Raw genomic sequence first — 17,617 nt, 5'->3', positions numbered from 1 at the left:
CGGGCGGCGCGTCCCAATGCTGGTGCGCTGGCGATCGAGAGTCTCGGGCGAGTTGTGTGGATGGCGTTGCCGATCGTCAATGGCCCGCACATTTCTCGTCAGCGGCCATTGAGGCGAGCCCCGACACCGTCATCGGTCCTTGCGCCGGAAAGTGAACAGGGTGCCGCCACAGCAGTTGCCGCCCTGCAAGTAGACCTCGAAGGTTTTGTCGACGATGGCATAGCTGATCGTCGCGATGTCCAGGCGATCGTCAGGCAGAAAGTTTCCCGACATTGCCGGGACGAAATCGATCGCATCGCGGGCGAGCAGGTAGAGATGCTCGTCATGAACCGTCGTGGCGGGCGACAGTGTTTTCAGCGTGTCTTCCACGATATTGTCGTGAGGCTGGCTGATTTCGTACTGCATGCCCGCGTCGCGGTACGGAATCGACAGCAGCGCCTTGCCATCGACGCTCAGGCGTGTGGCGAGCGCCGTATCCACGGTGATCGTCATGCTGTCGAGGCGGTGCAAGTCCGCATGCGTCAGGCGCACGTCCGAGAATTCGCGGCGCGCCATTTCGATGGACGATACGTTCGATTTCCATCGGCCTTTCTCTCGCCATGAATCCCACATGGCGTTGGCCCCACCGGAGCCGGTGATGCTATCGAGCACATAAGTGCCGATCGCTTGCGTGAGAATGTCGCGTTTCGAGCCGATGACGACTTCCGAGGTCTGTTGCGCGTCGACGGGCAACTGCCGGTCGCCGCGGGCCGATGCCCAGGTACCGTCGAGCGTGTTGTTGGCCACCTTGCCCGTGAAGGTGCCGGTGCGTTGGCCGCCGCTCCCGATCTCGTCCATCGTAAAGGTCCCAGATGGCGCGATCTTGCCGTTCAGACCGATTGCGTTGCGCTTGCCGGCGTAGCGATAGCTTCCCGTCAACTTGCCGTCGACATTCTTGAGATCCATCGTGAACGCATAGCGATCACCGATCCGGCCTGCAAAGTGCTTGTGGAAGTACTGAGGGCCGGCCAGCGCCGACGTGGTGATCAACAAGGACAGAAGTGCTGCTGCGAGTTGCCGGGCAGGACGGAACATGGGGCGCGGTCGGGATCGATGGTGGCGCCATTGTGACACGGTGCCCTGCGCCGCAGCGCGGCTGGCGGTGTGCGTGGCGCGGCCGATCGGCGGGACGGCGATGCATCCGCGGCGAACAAAAAAAGCCCGACACGAGGTCGGGCATCCAAATCGGCCGCAACCGCCCGCGAGGCGGCTGCGGCACCTGCAAAAGCAGGACGCTTACGCTGCGAGCAGCGAGCGCAGCACGAACGGCAGGATACCGCCGTGCTTGTAGTAGTCGACTTCGATCGGCGTATCGATGCGCAGCAGCACCGGCACGCGCTGCGTTTCGCCGTTCTTGCGGTGGATCACGAGCGTGACGTCCTGCTGCGGCTTGAAGTCGTCGCCGAGGCCTTCGATGTCGTACGTTTCTTCACCGGTGATGCCGAGCGACTGGATGCTGTCCGCGCCCTTGAACTGCAGCGGCAGCACGCCCATGCCGACCAGGTTCGAGCGGTGGATCCGCTCGAAGCTGCGTGCGATCACGGCCTTCACGCCGAGCAGTTGCGTGCCCTTCGCGGCCCAGTCGCGCGACGAGCCCGTGCCGTACTCTTCGCCCGCGAACACGACGGTCGGCGTGCCGGCGGCGACGTACTGCATCGCCGCGTCGTAGATCGACTGCTGTTCGCCGCTCGGCTGGTGGATCGTCAGGCCGCCTTCGACACGCGTGCCGTCTGCCTTCGCCGGGATCATCAGGTTCTTGATCCGGACGTTCGCGAACGTGCCGCGCATCATCACGTCGTGGTTGCCGCGGCGCGAGCCGTAGCTGTTGAAATCGGCCTTCTGCACGCCGTTTTCTTTCAGCCACTTGCCTGCCGGCGAGTCTTCCTTGATCGAGCCTGCCGGGCTGATGTGGTCGGTCGTGACCGAGTCGCCGAAGATGCCCAGCGCACGCGCACCCTTGACCGTCGGAATCGATGCAGCCGGTTCCATCGAGAAGTCGTTGCCGAAGAACGGCGGCTCGGCGATGTAGGTCGACTTCGGCCAGTCGTACACCTGGCCCGATTCGCCCTCGATCTTGCTCCAGAGGTCGCCCTTCTTGGTCAGCTTCGAGTAGTTGTCCTCGAACTTCTTCGGATCGAGCGCGAACTTGAGCAGCGCGTGGATTTCTTCGCTCGTCGGCCAGATGTCGCCGAGGTAGATGTCGCGGCCGCCCTTGCCCTTGCCGACCGGTTCCGTCATCAGGTCGCGCGTGATGTTGCCGGCGATCGCGTACGCGACGACCAGCGGCGGCGACGCGAGGAAGTTCGCGCGGATGTTCGGGTGGATACGCGCTTCGAAGTTACGGTTGCCGGACAGCACGGCTGCCGCGACGATGTCGTTCTTCGTGATCGCTTCGTTCAGTTCCGGCGTGAGGTCGCCCGCGTTGCCGATACAGGTCGTGCAGCCATACGCCGCGACTTCGAAGCCGAGCTTCGACAGGTAGGGCAGCAGGCCCGTCTTCGTCAGGTACTCGGTGACGATGCGCGATCCCGGCGCGAGCGAGGTCTTGATCTTCGGATCGACCGTGAGGCCGGCCTCGACCGCCTTCTTCGCGAGCAGGCCGGCGGCCAGCAGCACGCTCGGGTTCGACGTGTTCGTGCACGACGTGATCGCGGCGATCAGGATGTCGCCGTTCTTCACGTCGACGCCGTTGCTCGTCGTGTACTGCGTGCCCAGGTCGTCCGCCTTCTTCGCGAAGCCGTTTTCCGCGACCGGCTTCGAGAACAGGTCGGTGAACGTCGACTTGACGTTGCCGATCTCGATGCGGTCCTGCGGGCGCTTCGGGCCGGCCAGCGACGGGGCGACCGTCGTCAGATCCAGCGTCACGACCTTCGTGTAGTCGATGTCGCCGGCCTTCGGGATGCCGAACAGCTTCTGCGCCTTGAAGTAGTTTTCGAACGCGGCGATTTCCGCCTTCGTGCGGCCCGTGCCTTCGAAGTAGTCGATCGTCTTTTCGTCGACCGGGAAGAAGCCCATCGTCGCGCCGTATTCCGGCGCCATGTTGCCGATCGTCGCGCGATCCGGCAGCGACAGCGACTTCGTGCCTTCGCCGAAGAATTCGACGAACTTGCCGACGACCTTCTCCTTGCGCAGCATTTCGGTGATCGTCAGCACCAGGTCGGTGGCCGTCACGCCTTCGCGCAGCTTGCCCTTCAGCTCGACGCCGACGACGTCCGGCGTCAGGAAGTACACCGGCTGGCCGAGCATGCCGGCTTCCGCCTCGATGCCGCCCACGCCCCAGCCGACCACGCCGATGCCGTTGATCATCGTCGTGTGGCTGTCCGTGCCGACGAGGGTGTCCGGGTAGTACACGGTGTCGCCGCCGTCCGCCTTCTTGTGGACGCCGCGCGCGAGGTATTCGAGGTTCACCTGGTGGACGATGCCCACGCCCGGCGGCACGACCTTGAACGTGTCGAATGCCTGCATGCCCCACTTCATGAACTGGTAGCGCTCGTTATTGCGCTGGAATTCCAGTTTCATGTTCAGGTCGAGCGCGTCCTTCTGGCGGAAGTAGTCGATCTGGACCGAGTGGTCGACGACGAGATCGACCGGGACCAGCGGCTCGATCTTCTTCGGGTTCTTGCCCGTGCGCTCGGCGACGCCGCGCATGGCCGCGATGTCGGCGAGCAGCGGCACGCCCGTGAAGTCCTGCAGCACGACGCGCGACACGACGAACGGAATCTCGTCGACACGCTTCGCGGTCGGCTTCCAGTTCGCGAGCTGCTCGATGTGCTCTTCGGTGATTTTCTTGCCGTCGTAGTTGCGCAGCACGGACTCGAGCACGATACGGATCGACACCGGCAGGCGTTCGATCTTCGTCTTCAGTTCCTTGCCGAGTTGCGGCAGCGAGTAGAACTTGCCTTTGCCGGAACCGCTGTCGAATTCCTTGAGGGTCTTGTGGAGATTGTGGGCCATGGTGATTTTCCTGGGTTTAAGGCTAGGAAACAAAGAGTCCTGTATCTGACGGCTATATCACATACAAGTCGACGTACTCATCGACCGGCATCGCTTCGAGCTTTGCCTGGTCCAGCGACACGTCGAGAATCGCTTGTTGCTGCTTTGCCGGGAAGCGGCGCGCGAGGTTGGCCCGGAACTTGTCGACCAGGAGCGGGATGCCGTCGGTGCGGCGCCGCCGATGGCCGAGCGGGTATTCGACCGCCACTTCGGCAAGCTTCGATCCGTCCGTGAACTCGATCGTCAGCGCATTCGCGATCGATCGCTTGTCCGGATCGTGATAATCCTTCGTGAACTGCGGATCCTCGACGCAGACGGTCTTCGCGCGCAGCGCGTCGATGCGGGGATCAGCGGCGGCCGAGTCTTCATAGTCGGCCGCGGTCAGCCGGCCGAACAGCAGCGGCACGGCGACCATGTACTGGATGCAGTGGTCGCGGTCGGCCGGATTGGCGAGCGGGCCCTGCTTGTCGATGATGCGGATCGCGGCCGCATGCGTGCGGATCGTGATCTTGCCGATGTCGTCGGTCGTGCGGCCCGCAGCGGCGAGTTGCGCGTGCAGCTGCAGCGCGGCCTCGGCGGCCGTCTGCGCATGGAATTCGGCGGGAAACGCGATCTTGAACAGCACGTTTTCCATCACGTACGTGCCGTACGGGCGCTGGAAGCGGAACGGCTTGCCGTCGAACAGCACGTCGTAGAAGCCCCAGGTCTTCGCGGTGAGCGCCGACGGGTAGCCCATTTCGCCCGTTCTCGCGATCAGCGCGAGGCGCACCGCGCGGGACGTGGCGTCGCCGGCCGCCCACGACTTGCGCGAACCGGTGTTCGGCGCGTGGCGGTAGGTGCGCAGCGCGTGGCCGTCGACGAACGCGTTGGAGACCGCGTTGATCAGCTCGTCGCGCGTGAGCCCGAGCAGCCGGCCGACGACGGCGGTCGACGCGACCTTCACGAGCAGCACGTGGTCGAGCCCGACCGCGTTGAACGAATTCTCGAGTGCGAGACAGCCCTGGATCTCGTGGGCCTGGATCATCGCGACGAGTACGTCGCGCATCAGGAGCGGCTTCCGGCCGGCCGCGACGGCCGTGCGGGAAAGCCAGTCGGCCGTCGCCAGGATCCCGCCGAGGTTGTCGGACGGATGACCCCATTCGGCGGCGAGCCAGGTGTCGTTGAAGTCCAGCCAGCGGATCATCGCGCCGATGCCGAACGCGGCCTGGACGGGATCGAGCTGGAAGGACGTGCCGGGCACCTTCGCGCCGTTCGGCACGATCGTGCCGGGCACGACGGGGCCGAGCAGCTTGGTGCAGGCAGGGTAGGACAGCGCCTCGAGTCCGCATCCGAGCGTGTCGATCAGGCAATGACGCGCCGTCTCCAGCGCGAGCGCGCTGTCGATGCCGGTGTTCAGCACGTAGTCGACGATATCGACGAGTACCGTATCCGGAGCAGGGCGGACGTTGGAGACCGGGGCGGACATCGAGGGGCCGAGGGGAACGCGCTTAGTTCGTTGCCGGCTTCAGCTCGTTCGATTGCGTCGGCGCCGCCGAGCCTTGTGCCATTTCCGGCGTCACGCATTCGTCCGCGAGGCGTTCGCCGCCGTTTGCGTCCGAGAACAGCATCGCCTTGGTCGGGATCACGACCAGCTTGAAGCCTGCTGCCGGATCGTAGAACGTGTCGGCACCCGTCGTCGTGGCTTGACGCGGCAGCTTGTAGTTCTTCTTCGCCCAGTGAACCGTGACGACCTGGTCGCGCTTCATGTCGCCGGCGAGGTCGAACGACAGGCCTTCCTTACAGGCCCACTTGACCGCGCCGTCCGGTACCGGATCGACCTTGGCTGCGGCACGCGCCTGCGCCTTCTTGCTGCGCGGGATGATGCGCTTGGCCGGCGCCGGGCGCTTGGCCGTTGCCTTCTTCGCGGTCGTCGTGGCCGTACCCTGGGCAAACGCGCTCGGAGCCGACACCAGCATCGTGGCGGACAAGGCGCCGATGGCGGTAGCGATCAGGAGTTTCTTCATGGAGTCAGAACCTTTCGATAATCAGTTGACAAGGGCCGGCAATCGAAACTGCCGGCCGGTTTGAAACTGCACGCGCCCCGAAAGCGCGCAGCGGCCGCTATTTTCACCTATTTGGCCGCGCACATATCAGGTTTTCGGGCTCCGTTACGTTTTTTGTCGTTTCGCAAACCTCTGTCCGGTTTGCGCATCGGCGAATGCATGAGATTCGTATATCCGGCGTAGCGGCCGGCGGCGCGCGCTTACGGCGCGGCGCCCGCGGCGGCCGGGCCGAACAGCGGCGCGGCCTCGGCCGGTACGGGCTGGCCGGTGGCGCGCGCACGGCGCAATACCGACCAGTAATAGCGATAACTCGCGCGATCGTGCAGCGTATCACCGTGGCGCGTCGGGCCCCAGTCGGCGGCCTGCGCGGCCAGCAGGATCTCGGCGGCCAGCGCGACCTCGTCGGTGCGCGGCGCGAACGCGTCGACGATCGGGCGGATCTGCGCGGGATGGATGCTCCACATCCGCGTGAACGCGAATTCGTCGCGCGCGCGGCGCGCATCGCCGGCCACGACGCTCATGTCGCGCACTTCGGTCGTCACGTTGTGCGACGGCGTCTTGCCGTGCGCGTGGCAGGCCGCGGCGATTTCGAGCTTCGCGCGGCGCACGAGCGGGTGGTCGAACTGGCCGGGCGAGCGCATCGCGGAATCGGGAATCGCGCCATGGTGCGCGGAGACGAAATCCATCAGCCCGAAGCTCAGCGTGCCGACCGTCGGCAGCGCGGCCAGGGCGGCCGCCTGCGCCAGCGCGCCGTGCGTCTCGACCAGCACGTCGACCGGAATCGGCTGCGCGATGCCGAGCTCGCGGCGCGTGCCTTCGATGAACGCGGTCATTTCGGCGGCGTCAGCCGCGCTGGCGATCTTCGGGAGCGTGATGTAGGCCGGTGCACGCGCGGCGCGCAGCACGATGCGGACGTCGTCGCGCCAATGCGGGTGGGAAAAGTCGTGGATCCGGACGCCGACGCGGCCGAAGCGGTTCTCGTCGCTGCCGAGCAGGTCGGCGACGAGGGCCGCGTGCGCGGTTTCCTGGCCGACGGCGGCGCCGTCCTCGCAGTCGAACGTGATGTCGAACACGGGGCCCAGCTCGGCCTGCAGCGCGAGCGACTTGCGCATCAGCTTTTCGCTGCCCGCGTAATGATCGCAGCAGGGCAGGATCGCGGGCGGGGACGCCCCGTCGTACAGCACTTGTGCAGGAGTGAGCGCGGCCATCTCTTCGACGTCAGGGGAGCGTGCAACGTGGAGAAAATCGGATTCGGGCAGGTTCTGGGCCGGTGCGCGGCGGCAAAACATGCGCGGATCGGATCGTTCGGCGGGGCCGGCGGCTGGCCGGCCCGGACCGAAACCGGGTGGCCCGAGGGCCGCCCGGCAAAGGCGCGTGATACTTAGTTCTTCAGCAGGTGAGCGACGCCATCGCGCTCTTCGAGCAGCTCGGCCAGCGTGCCGTCCATCTTCTCGCGCGAGAACGCGTCGATTTCCAGGCCTTCGACGCGCTTGTACTCGCCGTTTTCGCAGGTGACCGGCACGCCGTAGATGATGTCTTCGGGGATGCCGTACGAGCCGTCCGACGGGATGCCCATCGTGACCCACTTGCCGTTCGTGCCGAGCACCCAGTCACGGACGTGGTCGATCGCCGCGTTGGCTGCCGACGCTGCCGACGACAGGCCGCGCGCTTCGATGATCGCCGCGCCGCGCTTGCCGACGGTCGGGATGAACGTGTCGCGGTTCCACACGTCGTCGTTGATCAGCTTCAGCAGCGATTCGCCTTCGGCGGTCGCGAAGCGGAAATCCGGGTACATCGTCGGCGAGTGGTTGCCCCACACGGCGAGCTTCTCGATCGACGCGACCGGCTTGCCCGACTTGGCGGCGAGCTGCGACAGCGCGCGGTTGTGGTCGAGGCGCAGCATTGCCGTGAAGTTCTTCTTCGGCAGATCCGGTGCCGACTTCATCGCGATGTATGCGTTCGTGTTCGCCGGGTTGCCGACGACCAGCACCTTGACGTCGCGGCTCGCGACTTCGTTCAGCGCAGCGCCCTGGACCGTGAAGATTTCGGCGTTGGCCGACAGCAGATCCTTGCGTTCCATGCCCTTCGAGCGCGGACGTGCACCGACCAGCAGCGCGACGTCTGCATCCTTGAATGCAACCTTCGGGTCGTCGGTGATCACGACGCCCGCGAGCAGCGGGAACGCGCAATCGTCGAGTTCCATCACGACGCCTTTGACGGCGCCTTGGGCTTGCGGGAGGTCGAGCAGTTGCAGGATGACCGGCTGATCCTTGCCGAGCAGGTCGCCGTTCGCGATGCGGAACAGCAGGGAGTAAGCGATTTGACCTGCGGCGCCGGTGACGGCAACGCGCTTTGCGGGCTTAGCCATTGAAAATCTCCAGGACGGGTGAAGCGTTGGACGCTAGCGAAAACGCCATTCTATGCGCGTTGTGCGTAGCGTTGCATTGAAGCAGGGCGGAGGACTCGCGATGGCAGACGCGGTGAACCTGGAGACGGCCGTGGCACGTAGCCGGGGACGCGCTGTTGCACCCGCGAACCCTTGCTCGACCGGGAGTGTAGGAGCCGTCACGCGCAAAGTCAAACGGTATCATATGTCTTATATAAGACAGATGTTTTGCGGAAATTGAGTGGACGAAAAAGTGCGGTTTGTGATGAAATGCGCGCCATGACATCGAACCAGGCGAATACCGCGAATCAGACCGGCGCAGGCAGCCCAGGGCAGCCGGGCGCGGGCGATCCCGCACCTTCGCCTGTGGCGCCGCCGTCGCCGACGTTCAGCCCGTTATACCAGCAGATTAAGTCATTGATCACGCAAAGTCTCGAAACCGGTGAATGGAAGCCGGGCGAGATCATCCCGAGCGAAGTGGAGCTCGCGGCCCGCTACAAGGTCAGCCAGGGCACCGTGCGCAAGGCGATCGACGAACTGGCCGCCGAAAACCTCGTGGTCCGGCGCCAGGGCAAGGGTACTTTTGTTGCAACGCACAATGAGGACCGCGCGCAGTTCCGCTTCCTGCGTCTGCTGGCCGACGACGGTGCCGAACACCCGCACGTGAGCCGCCTGCTCGAATGCCGCCGCCTGCGTGCGCCGGCCGAGATTGCGCGGCAGCTCGACCTGAAGCCGGCCGATCCGGTCGTCCAGGTGCGCCGCCTGCTGGAATTCGATAGCGAAGTGACGGTGCTCGACGAGATCTGGCTGCCCGGCGCGATGTTCCGCGGGCTCACGTTCGAGCGGTTGAGCGAGTACAAGGGGCCGCTCTACGCGATGTTCGAGACGGAGTTCGGTACTCGGATGATCCGCGCGACGGAGAAGATCCGCGCGGTCGCGGCCGAGCCGTCGGTGGCCGACCTGCTGCATGTGCCGGCGGGTTTTCCTTTGCTGTCGGTCGAGCGCGTGTCCTATACATACGGAGACCGGCCGGTGGAGGTGCGTCGCGGCTGGTATGTCACAACCGGGTACTACTATCAGAATGACTTGAGTTGACGGTGTATCGGCTCAAGCCGAGTGCTTCGCGATCCCCATGCTCGCGAAGCACGTTTCGGGCCGCCTTTGTTCTTGTTCGCGCAACTATCCAGAGCAGACTTTCGCTGCAGCGCGATATAAAAAGGCGCTAAAATCGCGGATTAGTGTGACAACATAGTAGGGGTCTAGCATGACTGATGCAGTAAGAAAGCCGAGGCCGGAATACCGGAACATCGGACTCGCCGATATCACGATGAAATATCGCATGCCGCTGGCTGCGACTTTGTCGATCCTCCATCGAGTCAGCGGCGCGCTGCTGTTCTTGTTCCTGCCGTTCCTGCTGTTCCTCTTCGACCAGAGTCTCACCTCCGAGATCAGCTTCGAAGTCTTCAAGGCTTTCCTCTCCAACATCATCGTCAAGCTGATCGTCCTCGCACTGTCGTGGGCCTTCTTCCACCATTTCTGCGCCGGCATTCGCCACCTGCTGATGGACGTCAACCACGACGCCGTCACGAAGGAAGGCGGCAAGCGGACGGCAGTCGTCGTCTTTGTCGTCTCGATCGCGCTGACGATCGCCATGGCACTCAAACTGTTCGGAGCATTCTAAGAAAATGGCAGCCAATAACCGAATCGGCTCGAAGCGCCTCGTCGTCGGCGCTCACTACGGCCTGCGCGACTGGCTCGCGCAGCGCATCACCGCCACGATCATGGCGGTCTACACGGTCATTCTGCTCGCCCTGTTCTTCGGCGCGCACGATTTCTCGTACGAAGGCTGGGCATCGATCTTCGCCGCGCAATGGATGAAGCTCGCGACCTTCGTGATGCTGCTCTCCCTCTTCTACCACGCATGGGTCGGCGTGCGCGACATCTGGATGGACTACGTGAAGCCCGTCGGTGTGCGCCTGCTGCTGCAATCGCTGACCATCGTCTGGCTGCTCGCATGTGCGGGCTACGCCGCGCAGATTCTCTGGAGAGTGTAAAGAATGGCTGCAATCAAAACTAATCTCCCGCGCCGCAAGTTCGATGTGGTGATCGTCGGCGCGGGCGGCTCCGGCTTGCGCGCGGCGCTGCAACTGTCGCGCGCGGGCCTGTCGGTCGGCGTGCTGTCGAAGGTGTTCCCGACGCGTTCGCACACGGTGGCCGCGCAGGGCGGTATCGGTGCGTCGCTCGGCAACATGAGCGAAGACAACTGGCACTTCCACTTCTACGACACGATCAAGGGCTCCGACTGGCTCGGCGACCAGGACGCGATCGAATTCATGTGCCGTGAAGCGCCGAACGTCGTGTACGAACTCGAGCACTTCGGCATGCCGTTCGACCGTAACGCGGACGGCACGATCTACCAGCGCCCGTTCGGCGGCCACACCGCGAACTACGGCGAGAAGCCGGTCCAGCGCGCTTGCGCGGCCGCTGACCGTACCGGTCACGCGCTGCTGCACACGCTTTACCAGCAGAACGTCGAAGCGAAGACGCAGTTCTTCGTCGAATGGATGGCGCTCGACCTGATCCGCGACGCGGACGGCGACGTGCTCGGCGTGACGGCCCTCGAGATGGAGACGGGCGACGTCTACATCATGGAAGGCAAGACGACGCTGTTCGCGACGGGCGGCGCAGGCCGGATCTTCGCGGCATCGACCAACGCGTTCATCAACACCGGCGACGGCCTCGGCATGGCTGCGCGTTCGGGCATCGCGCTGCAGGACATGGAGTTCTGGCAGTTCCACCCGACCGGCGTGGCCGGCGCGGGCGTGCTGATCACCGAAGGCGTGCGCGGCGAAGGCGGTATCCTGCGCAACGCGAACGGCGAGCGTTTCATGGAGCGCTACGCGCCGACGCTGAAGGATCTGGCGCCGCGTGACTTCGTGTCGCGCTCGATGGACCAGGAAATCAAGGAAGGTCGCGGCGTCGGTCCGAACAAGGATCACGTGCTGCTCGACCTGTCGCACATCGGCGCCGAGACGATCATGAAGCGTCTGCCGTCGATCCGCGAAATCGCGCTGAAGTTCGCGAACGTCGACGCGATCAAGGAACCGATCCCGGTCGTCCCGACGATCCACTACCAGATGGGCGGCATCCCGACCAACATCCACGGTCAGGTCGTCGGCACGTCGCGCGGCCACAAGGATCCGGTCAACGGCTTCTACGCAGTGGGCGAATGCTCGTGCGTGTCCGTGCACGGCGCGAACCGCCTCGGCACGAACTCGCTGCTGGACCTCGTGGTGTTCGGCCGTGCGGCCGGCAACCACATCGTCGAGCACGTGAAGAACCAGAAGGAACACAAGCCGCTGCCGGCCGACGCAGGCGAATTCTCGCTGGCGCGCCTCGCGAAGCTCGACAAGTCGACGTCGGGCGAGTACACGCAAGATGTCGCGAACGACATCCGCGCGACGATGCAGAAGCACGCAGGCGTGTTCCGCACGTCGAAGCTGCTGAAGGAAGGCGTCGAGCAGATGGCCGGCCTGGCGGCACGCGTGGAAAACATCCACCTGAAGGACAAGTCGAAGGTGTTCAACACCGCGCGCGTCGAAGCGCTCGAGCTGGAGAACCTGATCGAAGTGGCCCGCGCCACGATGGTGTCGGCCGAAGCACGCAAGGAAAGCCGTGGCGCGCACGCTCACAGCGACTACGAGCATCGCGACGACGACAACTGGCTGCGCCACACGCTGTGGTACAGCGAAGGCGATCGCCTCGACTACAAGCCGGTTCAAATGAAGCCGCTGACGGTCGAATCCGTGCCGCCGAAGCCGCGCACGTTCTAAGCCGAGTCAAAGGAATCCGAAATGGCAAAACGCATTTTTGAAGTCTACCGCTACGATCCGGACAAGGACGCAGCGCCGCGCATGCAGACGTACGAGCTCGACATCCAGCATGAGCGCATGCTGCTCGACGCACTGGTGAAGCTGAAGGCACTGGACGAGACGCTGTCGTTCCGCCGTTCGTGCCGCGAAGGCGTGTGCGGTTCGGACGCGATGAACATCAACGGCAAGAACGGTCTCGCGTGCCTGACGAACCTGAACGACCTGCCGCAGAAGATCGTGCTGCGTCCGCTGCCGGGCCTGCCCGTCGTGCGCGACCTGATCGTCGACATGACGCACTTCTTCAACCAGTACCACTCGATCAAGCCGTACCTGATCAACGACGCGCCGCCGCCGGAGAAGGAACGCCTCCAGTCGCCGGAAGAACGCGACGAGCTCGACGGCGTGTACGAGTGCATTCTGTGTGCGAGCTGCTCGACGTCGTGCCCGAGCTTCTGGTGGAACCCGGACAAGTTCGTCGGCCCGGCCGGCCTGCTGCAGGCTTACCGCTTCATCGCGGACAGCCGCGACACCGCCACCGGCGAGCGTCTCGACAACCTGGAAGACCCGTACCGTCTGTTCCGTTGCCACACGATCATGAACTGCGTCGACGTTTGCCCGAAGGGCCTGAACCCGACGAAGGCGATCGGCAAGATCAAGGAACTGATGGTTCGCCGCGCGGTTTAAAGTTTGATGAGCGACGATTCGCATCAATCCGACCCGCACCGTCGCGCGCGCCTTCGCTGGCGCGCGCGGCGGGGTCTGCTGGAAAACGACATCATCTTCGAGCGTTTCTTCAGCAGATACGAGCATGACCTCACCGATGCAGACGTAGGCGCGTTGTCGCGCCTGCTCGATCTGAGCGACAACGACCTGATGGACTTGCTCCTCGCGCGCAAGGAACCAGAGGGCGACCTAGACAGCCCGGACATTCACCGGCTGTTGGAGATGCTGCGCAACGTGTAACGCCCGTGTGTAACGCGTTGTGCCCGTTATCGAATCCCGTTTCTTTATTTCGATTGAGGATGTGCCATGACTCCGTCTGATGTTAAAGCCACGCTATCGTTCAGCGACAACTCGCCGAGCGTCGAACTGCCGATCTACAAGGGCACGATGGGCCCGGACGTAATCGACATCCGCAAGCTGTACGGCCAGACCGGCAAGTTCACGTACGACCCGGGCTTCATGTCGACGGCAGCCTGTAATTCGGCGATCACGTACATCGACGGCGACAAGGGCGAGCTGCTGTACCGCGGCTACCCGATCGACAACCTCGCGCAAAACGCGGACTTCCTCGAAAGCTGCTACCTGCTGCTGAAGGGCGAGCTGCCGAACGCAGCGCAGAAGAAGGAATTCGTCGACACCGTCACGAAGCACACGATGGTGCACGAGCAGATGCACTTCTTCTTCCGTGGCTTCCGCCGCGACGCGCACCCGATGGCGATCCTGGTCGCCGCAGTCGGCGCGCTGTCGGCGTTCTACCACGACTCGCTCGACATCAACGACCCGCGTCACCGTGAAGTGTCGGCGATCCGCATGATCGCGAAGCTGCCGACGCTCGTCGCGATGGCGTACAAGTACAGCATCGGCCAGCCGTTCGTGTATCCGAAGAACTCGCTGTCGTACAGCGCGAACTTCATGCACATGATGTTCTCGAACCCGTGCGAAGAGTACAAGGTCAACGACGTGCTCGTCCGCGCGCTCGACCGTATCCTGATCCTGCACGCCGACCACGAGCAGAACGCATCGACGTCGACGGTCCGCCTGGCCGGTTCGTCGGGCGCGAACCCGTTCGCGTGTATCGCAGCCGGTATCGCGTGTCTGTGGGGCCCGGCGCACGGTGGTGCGAACGAAGCCGCGCTGAACATGCTCGAGCAGATCGGTTCGCCGGACAACATCCCCGAATTCATCAAGCAGGTGAAGGACAAGAATTCGGGCGTGAAGCTGATGGGCTTCGGCCACCGCGTGTACAAGAACTACGATCCGCGTGCGAAGCTGATGCGCGAAACGTGCTACGAAGTGCTGAACGAACTGGGCCTGCACGACGACCCGCTGTTCAAGCTCGCGATGCAGCTCGAGAAGATCGCGCTGGAAGACGAATACTTCGTGTCGCGCAAGCTGTACCCGAACGTCGACTTCTACTCGGGCATCGTCCAGCGCGCGCTGGGCATCCCGACGTCGATGTTCACGTGTATCTTCGCGATGGCACGTACGGTCGGCTGGATCGCACAGTGGAACGAAATGATCGGCGATCCGGAGCAGAAGATCGGCCGTCCGCGCCAGCTGTTCATCGGCGATACGCCGCGCGAAGCGAAGCCGCTCAACGCACGTTAAGTCGTGTGCGGCGCGAACGGCCGGCAGGCCGCTCGCGTCGGGCAGTCGCAACGCCACGACACCCCGACGGGTCCGCCCGTCGGGGTGTTTTCATTTGTGCGGCGGATCGGCGCGGCGCTCCAGCGATGGCGGGCGTATGTCGAGCGCCGGCGCGTCGTCGTCGGGCGCGCGGCCGTGCTGCTTGAAGAACTGCCGATATGCGCCTGGCGTCATTCCGCGGGCGGTGAGGAACTGGCGGTTGAAGTTCGCGGCATTCGGAATGCCGCAGCGCGCGGCCACCGTCGCGATCGGCCAGTCGGTGCCGACCAGGTGGCGGCAGGCGTGCGCGAGCCGCAGCCGCTGCACGTAACGGCCGACGCTTTCACCGAGATGCCGGACAAACAGGCGCTGCAGCGTGCGTTCGGACAGGTGCGCGGCAGCGGCGAGCGCGTCGATGCGCAGCGGTTCGTGGAAGCGCCGGTCGATCGCGTCGAGCACGCGGTCGAGGCGTTCGGCTTCGGGCGCGGCCGCATCGACGGACGGTGCCGTGCCGTCGGGCCGGTCATACGCATGCGCGGTGGCGAGCGGCTCGCCACCGGCTTCCGCGAGATCGGCGAGCGTATCGAGCGTGGCCGCGAGCCGTGCGCGCGGCGATGGATCGAGCAGTTGCGGCAGCCGCGCGCGCATCGCGCGGGCGGCCTCCACGCCGAAATGCAGGCCCGGCGCCGCACGCCGCAGCAGCGAGCGCAGCGGCGCGTATTCGGGACAGCAATCGGCCAGCCGCCGCACCCAGTCGCCGTCGAACCAGACGACGAGCGCGACCTCGGGCGCCTCGCGATCGATCCGCGCGTTCGACGACCACGTATGCGGCAGGTTGGGCGGTACCAGCACGAGGTCGTCGTCCGCGTAGCGTGCGACGTGATCGCCGATGAAGCGCTGGCCGCGGCTGTTGAGCGTCAGCGTCAGTTCGTACTCGGGGTGGCGATGCCATTCGAACGGGATGCGCGCGAGCTGGCGGTGATACACGCGGATCGAACAGCCGGGGGCGAACGTCACATGCTCGTACTGCGGCTTCATCGCGGCCTCCGGGCGAGGGCGGGCACCGCGCCGTGGCATGATCGTGAGCATTCGTCATGACGGAGCGATGCGATGTTTTCACATGTCTGCGTGGGCGTCAGCGACACCGCACGCGCCTACGATTTCTACGCGCCGCTGTTTGCGGAACTCGGGTTGCGGCTGAAATTCCGCGAGCCGGATGGCTGGTCGGGCTGGATGCCGGCCGACACGGACCGGCCGCTGTTCTTCTTCGGCCGGCCGCTCGACGGCCGCGCACCCGAACCGGGCAATGGCCACACGATCGCGTTCGCCGCGCCGACCCGCGCGCACGTCGATCGCTGCCACGCGCTCGCGCTGCGGCACGGCGGCACCTGCGAAGGGCCGCCGGGCCTGCGGCCGGACTATCACCGCGACTACTACGGCGCCTATTTCCGCGATCCGGACGGCAACAAGCTCTGCGTGGTCTGTCATCGTCCGGAGTAACGCTTGGTTGTCGGGATTGTATCGATAGTTGACCGGATAGTGTCGATGGCAGCGTCGTGCCGGCCGTACGCTGACAGCACATCACGATACGTTCAGCGAGGAGACCACGATGCAACTGACGATTGACGATCTGCCGGCCGCGATCCGCGCGGCGAAACGGGCGCTGCGCGCCGAGTTGCCCGGTTACGCGGCGTCGTTCCGCGAGCTGGAGGGCGACATCGCGCGGCAGGTCGATGCGATCCGCCGCGCGCACGCGCACGGCGACGACGTGATTCCGGTCGTACCGTTCGCGGATATCGCGGGCGGAACCGTCGATCCTCGCGCGATTGCCGCGATCCGTACGCGTGGTGCGGTCGTGATTCGCGGCGTGTTCGATGCACGGCAGGCGCGCGACTGGAACGACGAGATCGGCGCGTATCTGGACGCGAACCGTTTCGCCGACCGGTTGAATGCGCGTGCGGAAGACCGCTATTTCGGCAATCTCGCATCGGGCAAGCCGCAGATCTATGGCGTCTACTGGTCGAAGCCGCAGGTGGCCGCGCGCCAGTCGCCGGCCCTGACGCAGGCGCGTGTGTTCCTGAACCGCCTGTGGCGGCACGCGGATGGCGCACGCATGCATTTCGATCCCGACCAGGTGCCCGCCTATGCGGACCGGATTCGCCGCCGGCCGCCCGGTTCGACGTCGCTCGGGCTGTCGCCGCACGTCGACGGCGGGTCCGTCGAGCGCTGGCTCGGGGCGAACTTCCGGCAGGTCTACCGCCACGTGCTGGCCGGGCGCTGGCGCGATTACGATCCGTTCGATGCCGCATTCCGTCCCGACGTCGAGGAGATTCCGTCGCCGGCCGTCTGTTCGATGTTCCGCACGTTCCAGGGCTGGACCGCGCTGACGCCCCAAGGGCCCGGCGACGGCACGCTGCAGTTGATCCCGGTCGCGAACGCGATGGCCTACGTCGTGCTGCGCGCGCTGCAGGACGATGTCGCGGACGACGACCTGTGCGGCGCGCGGCCCGGCCGCGCCCTGTCGATCCGGCCCGAATGGCACGCGCTGCTGCTCGACGCGCTGGTGCCGATTCCGCACATGGCGCCGGGCGACGCGGTGTTCTGGCATGGCGACGTCGTGCATGCGGTCGAGGATGCGCATCGCGGCAACGGCGACAGCAACGTGATGTACATCGCCGCCGCACCGGGCTGCGCGAAGAACGATGCGTACCTGCAGCGCCAGCGGTCCGCGTTCCTGCGCGGCGAGAGCCCGCCCGATTTCCCGGCCGACCATTTCGAGACCGGCTTCGACGGGCGAGGCGGCGAGGGCGACCTGACGGCGCTGGGCCGCGCGCAGATGGGGTTCGGGCCCGACGTGTAACGGCCGTCTGCCGAATCCGCTGCGGGTCGCGCGCAATTCGACGCAATCGGCTGTCGGTGCAGCCGAAATCGACACG

General features: G+C 65.1%; 16 protein-coding genes. 9 read left to right on the top strand and 7 right to left on the bottom strand.

Annotated features, from left to right (window positions below; all coding sequences use genetic code 11):
* Positions 1–129: 129 nt before the first annotated feature.
* From AC5LXX_RS26120 to AC5LXX_RS26095, 6 genes are all read right to left on the bottom strand, one after another.
* Positions 130–1,074, bottom strand: a complete 945-nt coding sequence (locus tag AC5LXX_RS26120; protein ID WP_493411555.1) for a hypothetical protein — start codon at positions 1,072–1,074, stop codon at positions 130–132.
* Positions 1,075–1,275: 201 nt separating this feature from the next.
* Complete coding sequence (gene acnA / locus AC5LXX_RS26115; protein ID WP_493411554.1) at positions 1,276–3,993, bottom strand: aconitate hydratase AcnA; 2,718 nt, start codon at positions 3,991–3,993, stop codon at positions 1,276–1,278.
* Between the two features lie 52 nt (positions 3,994–4,045).
* Positions 4,046–5,497 (bottom strand): bifunctional 2-methylcitrate dehydratase/aconitate hydratase, encoded by a 1,452-nt coding sequence (locus AC5LXX_RS26110; RefSeq protein ID WP_493411553.1) that lies wholly within the window; start codon positions 5,495–5,497, stop codon positions 4,046–4,048.
* A 22-nt stretch (positions 5,498–5,519) separates the two neighbouring features.
* Complete coding sequence (locus tag AC5LXX_RS26105) at positions 5,520–6,035, bottom strand: hypothetical protein (protein ID WP_124446591.1); 516 nt, start codon at positions 6,033–6,035, stop codon at positions 5,520–5,522.
* 239 nt (positions 6,036–6,274) lie between these two features.
* Entirely contained in the window at positions 6,275–7,282 is a 1,008-nt protein-coding gene (locus tag AC5LXX_RS26100; protein ID WP_493413417.1) for an HpcH/HpaI aldolase/citrate lyase family protein, read from the bottom strand.
* A 173-nt stretch (positions 7,283–7,455) separates the two neighbouring features.
* Positions 7,456–8,442: a malate dehydrogenase gene (locus AC5LXX_RS26095; protein WP_006479357.1), complete on the bottom strand. Its 987-nt coding sequence runs from the start codon at positions 8,440–8,442 to the stop codon at positions 7,456–7,458.
* A 297-nt stretch (positions 8,443–8,739) separates the two neighbouring features.
* On the opposite strand from AC5LXX_RS26095, the gene AC5LXX_RS26090 reads away from it, so the two are divergent.
* The 7 genes from AC5LXX_RS26090 (at position 8,740) to gltA (ending at position 14,663) form a co-directional block, all read left to right on the top strand.
* Complete coding sequence (locus AC5LXX_RS26090) at positions 8,740–9,555, top strand: GntR family transcriptional regulator (RefSeq protein ID WP_493413416.1); 816 nt, start codon at positions 8,740–8,742, stop codon at positions 9,553–9,555.
* A 169-nt stretch (positions 9,556–9,724) separates the two neighbouring features.
* On the top strand, positions 9,725–10,141 hold the full coding sequence (gene sdhC / locus AC5LXX_RS26085; RefSeq protein ID WP_124446595.1) for a succinate dehydrogenase, cytochrome b556 subunit: 417 nt from the start codon (positions 9,725–9,727) through the stop codon (positions 10,139–10,141).
* Positions 10,142–10,145: 4 nt separating this feature from the next.
* Entirely contained in the window at positions 10,146–10,514 is a 369-nt protein-coding gene (gene sdhD / locus AC5LXX_RS26080) for a succinate dehydrogenase, hydrophobic membrane anchor protein (RefSeq protein WP_174911332.1), read from the top strand.
* Between the two features lie 3 nt (positions 10,515–10,517).
* Positions 10,518–12,293 (top strand): succinate dehydrogenase flavoprotein subunit, encoded by a 1,776-nt coding sequence (gene sdhA / locus AC5LXX_RS26075; RefSeq protein WP_124446597.1) that lies wholly within the window; start codon positions 10,518–10,520, stop codon positions 12,291–12,293.
* A gap of 21 nt (positions 12,294–12,314) precedes the next feature.
* Positions 12,315–13,016, top strand: a complete 702-nt coding sequence (locus tag AC5LXX_RS26070) for a succinate dehydrogenase iron-sulfur subunit (RefSeq protein WP_059237255.1) — start codon at positions 12,315–12,317, stop codon at positions 13,014–13,016.
* A gap of 6 nt (positions 13,017–13,022) precedes the next feature.
* A complete protein-coding gene (locus tag AC5LXX_RS26065) occupies positions 13,023–13,295 on the top strand; it encodes an FAD assembly factor SdhE (RefSeq protein WP_011355742.1) in 273 nt (90 codons plus the stop codon).
* A 66-nt stretch (positions 13,296–13,361) separates the two neighbouring features.
* Entirely contained in the window at positions 13,362–14,663 is a 1,302-nt protein-coding gene (gene gltA, locus AC5LXX_RS26060; protein ID WP_011355741.1) for a citrate synthase, read from the top strand.
* A 90-nt stretch (positions 14,664–14,753) separates the two neighbouring features.
* Here gltA and AC5LXX_RS26055 read toward each other — a convergent pair whose 3' ends face one another.
* A complete protein-coding gene (locus tag AC5LXX_RS26055; protein ID WP_493411552.1) occupies positions 14,754–15,719 on the bottom strand; it encodes a helix-turn-helix domain-containing protein in 966 nt (321 codons plus the stop codon).
* Positions 15,720–15,791: 72 nt separating this feature from the next.
* Between AC5LXX_RS26055 and AC5LXX_RS26050 the strand changes: the two genes are divergently transcribed.
* Together AC5LXX_RS26050 and AC5LXX_RS26045 are read left to right on the top strand one after the other, a co-directional pair.
* The gene (locus AC5LXX_RS26050; protein ID WP_493411551.1) at positions 15,792–16,181 is read left to right on the top strand and encodes a VOC family protein; all 390 of its coding nucleotides are present in this window, start codon (positions 15,792–15,794) and stop codon (positions 16,179–16,181) included.
* Between the two features lie 109 nt (positions 16,182–16,290).
* Positions 16,291–17,541, top strand: a complete 1,251-nt coding sequence (locus AC5LXX_RS26045; RefSeq protein ID WP_493411550.1) for a DUF1479 domain-containing protein — start codon at positions 16,291–16,293, stop codon at positions 17,539–17,541.
* Positions 17,542–17,617: the final 76 nt, after the last annotated feature.

Source organism: Burkholderia torrens, from assembly GCF_984668525.1.
The sequence above is the reverse complement of the archived record's forward strand: the minus strand, read 5'-3'. Positions and strand labels throughout refer to the sequence as shown.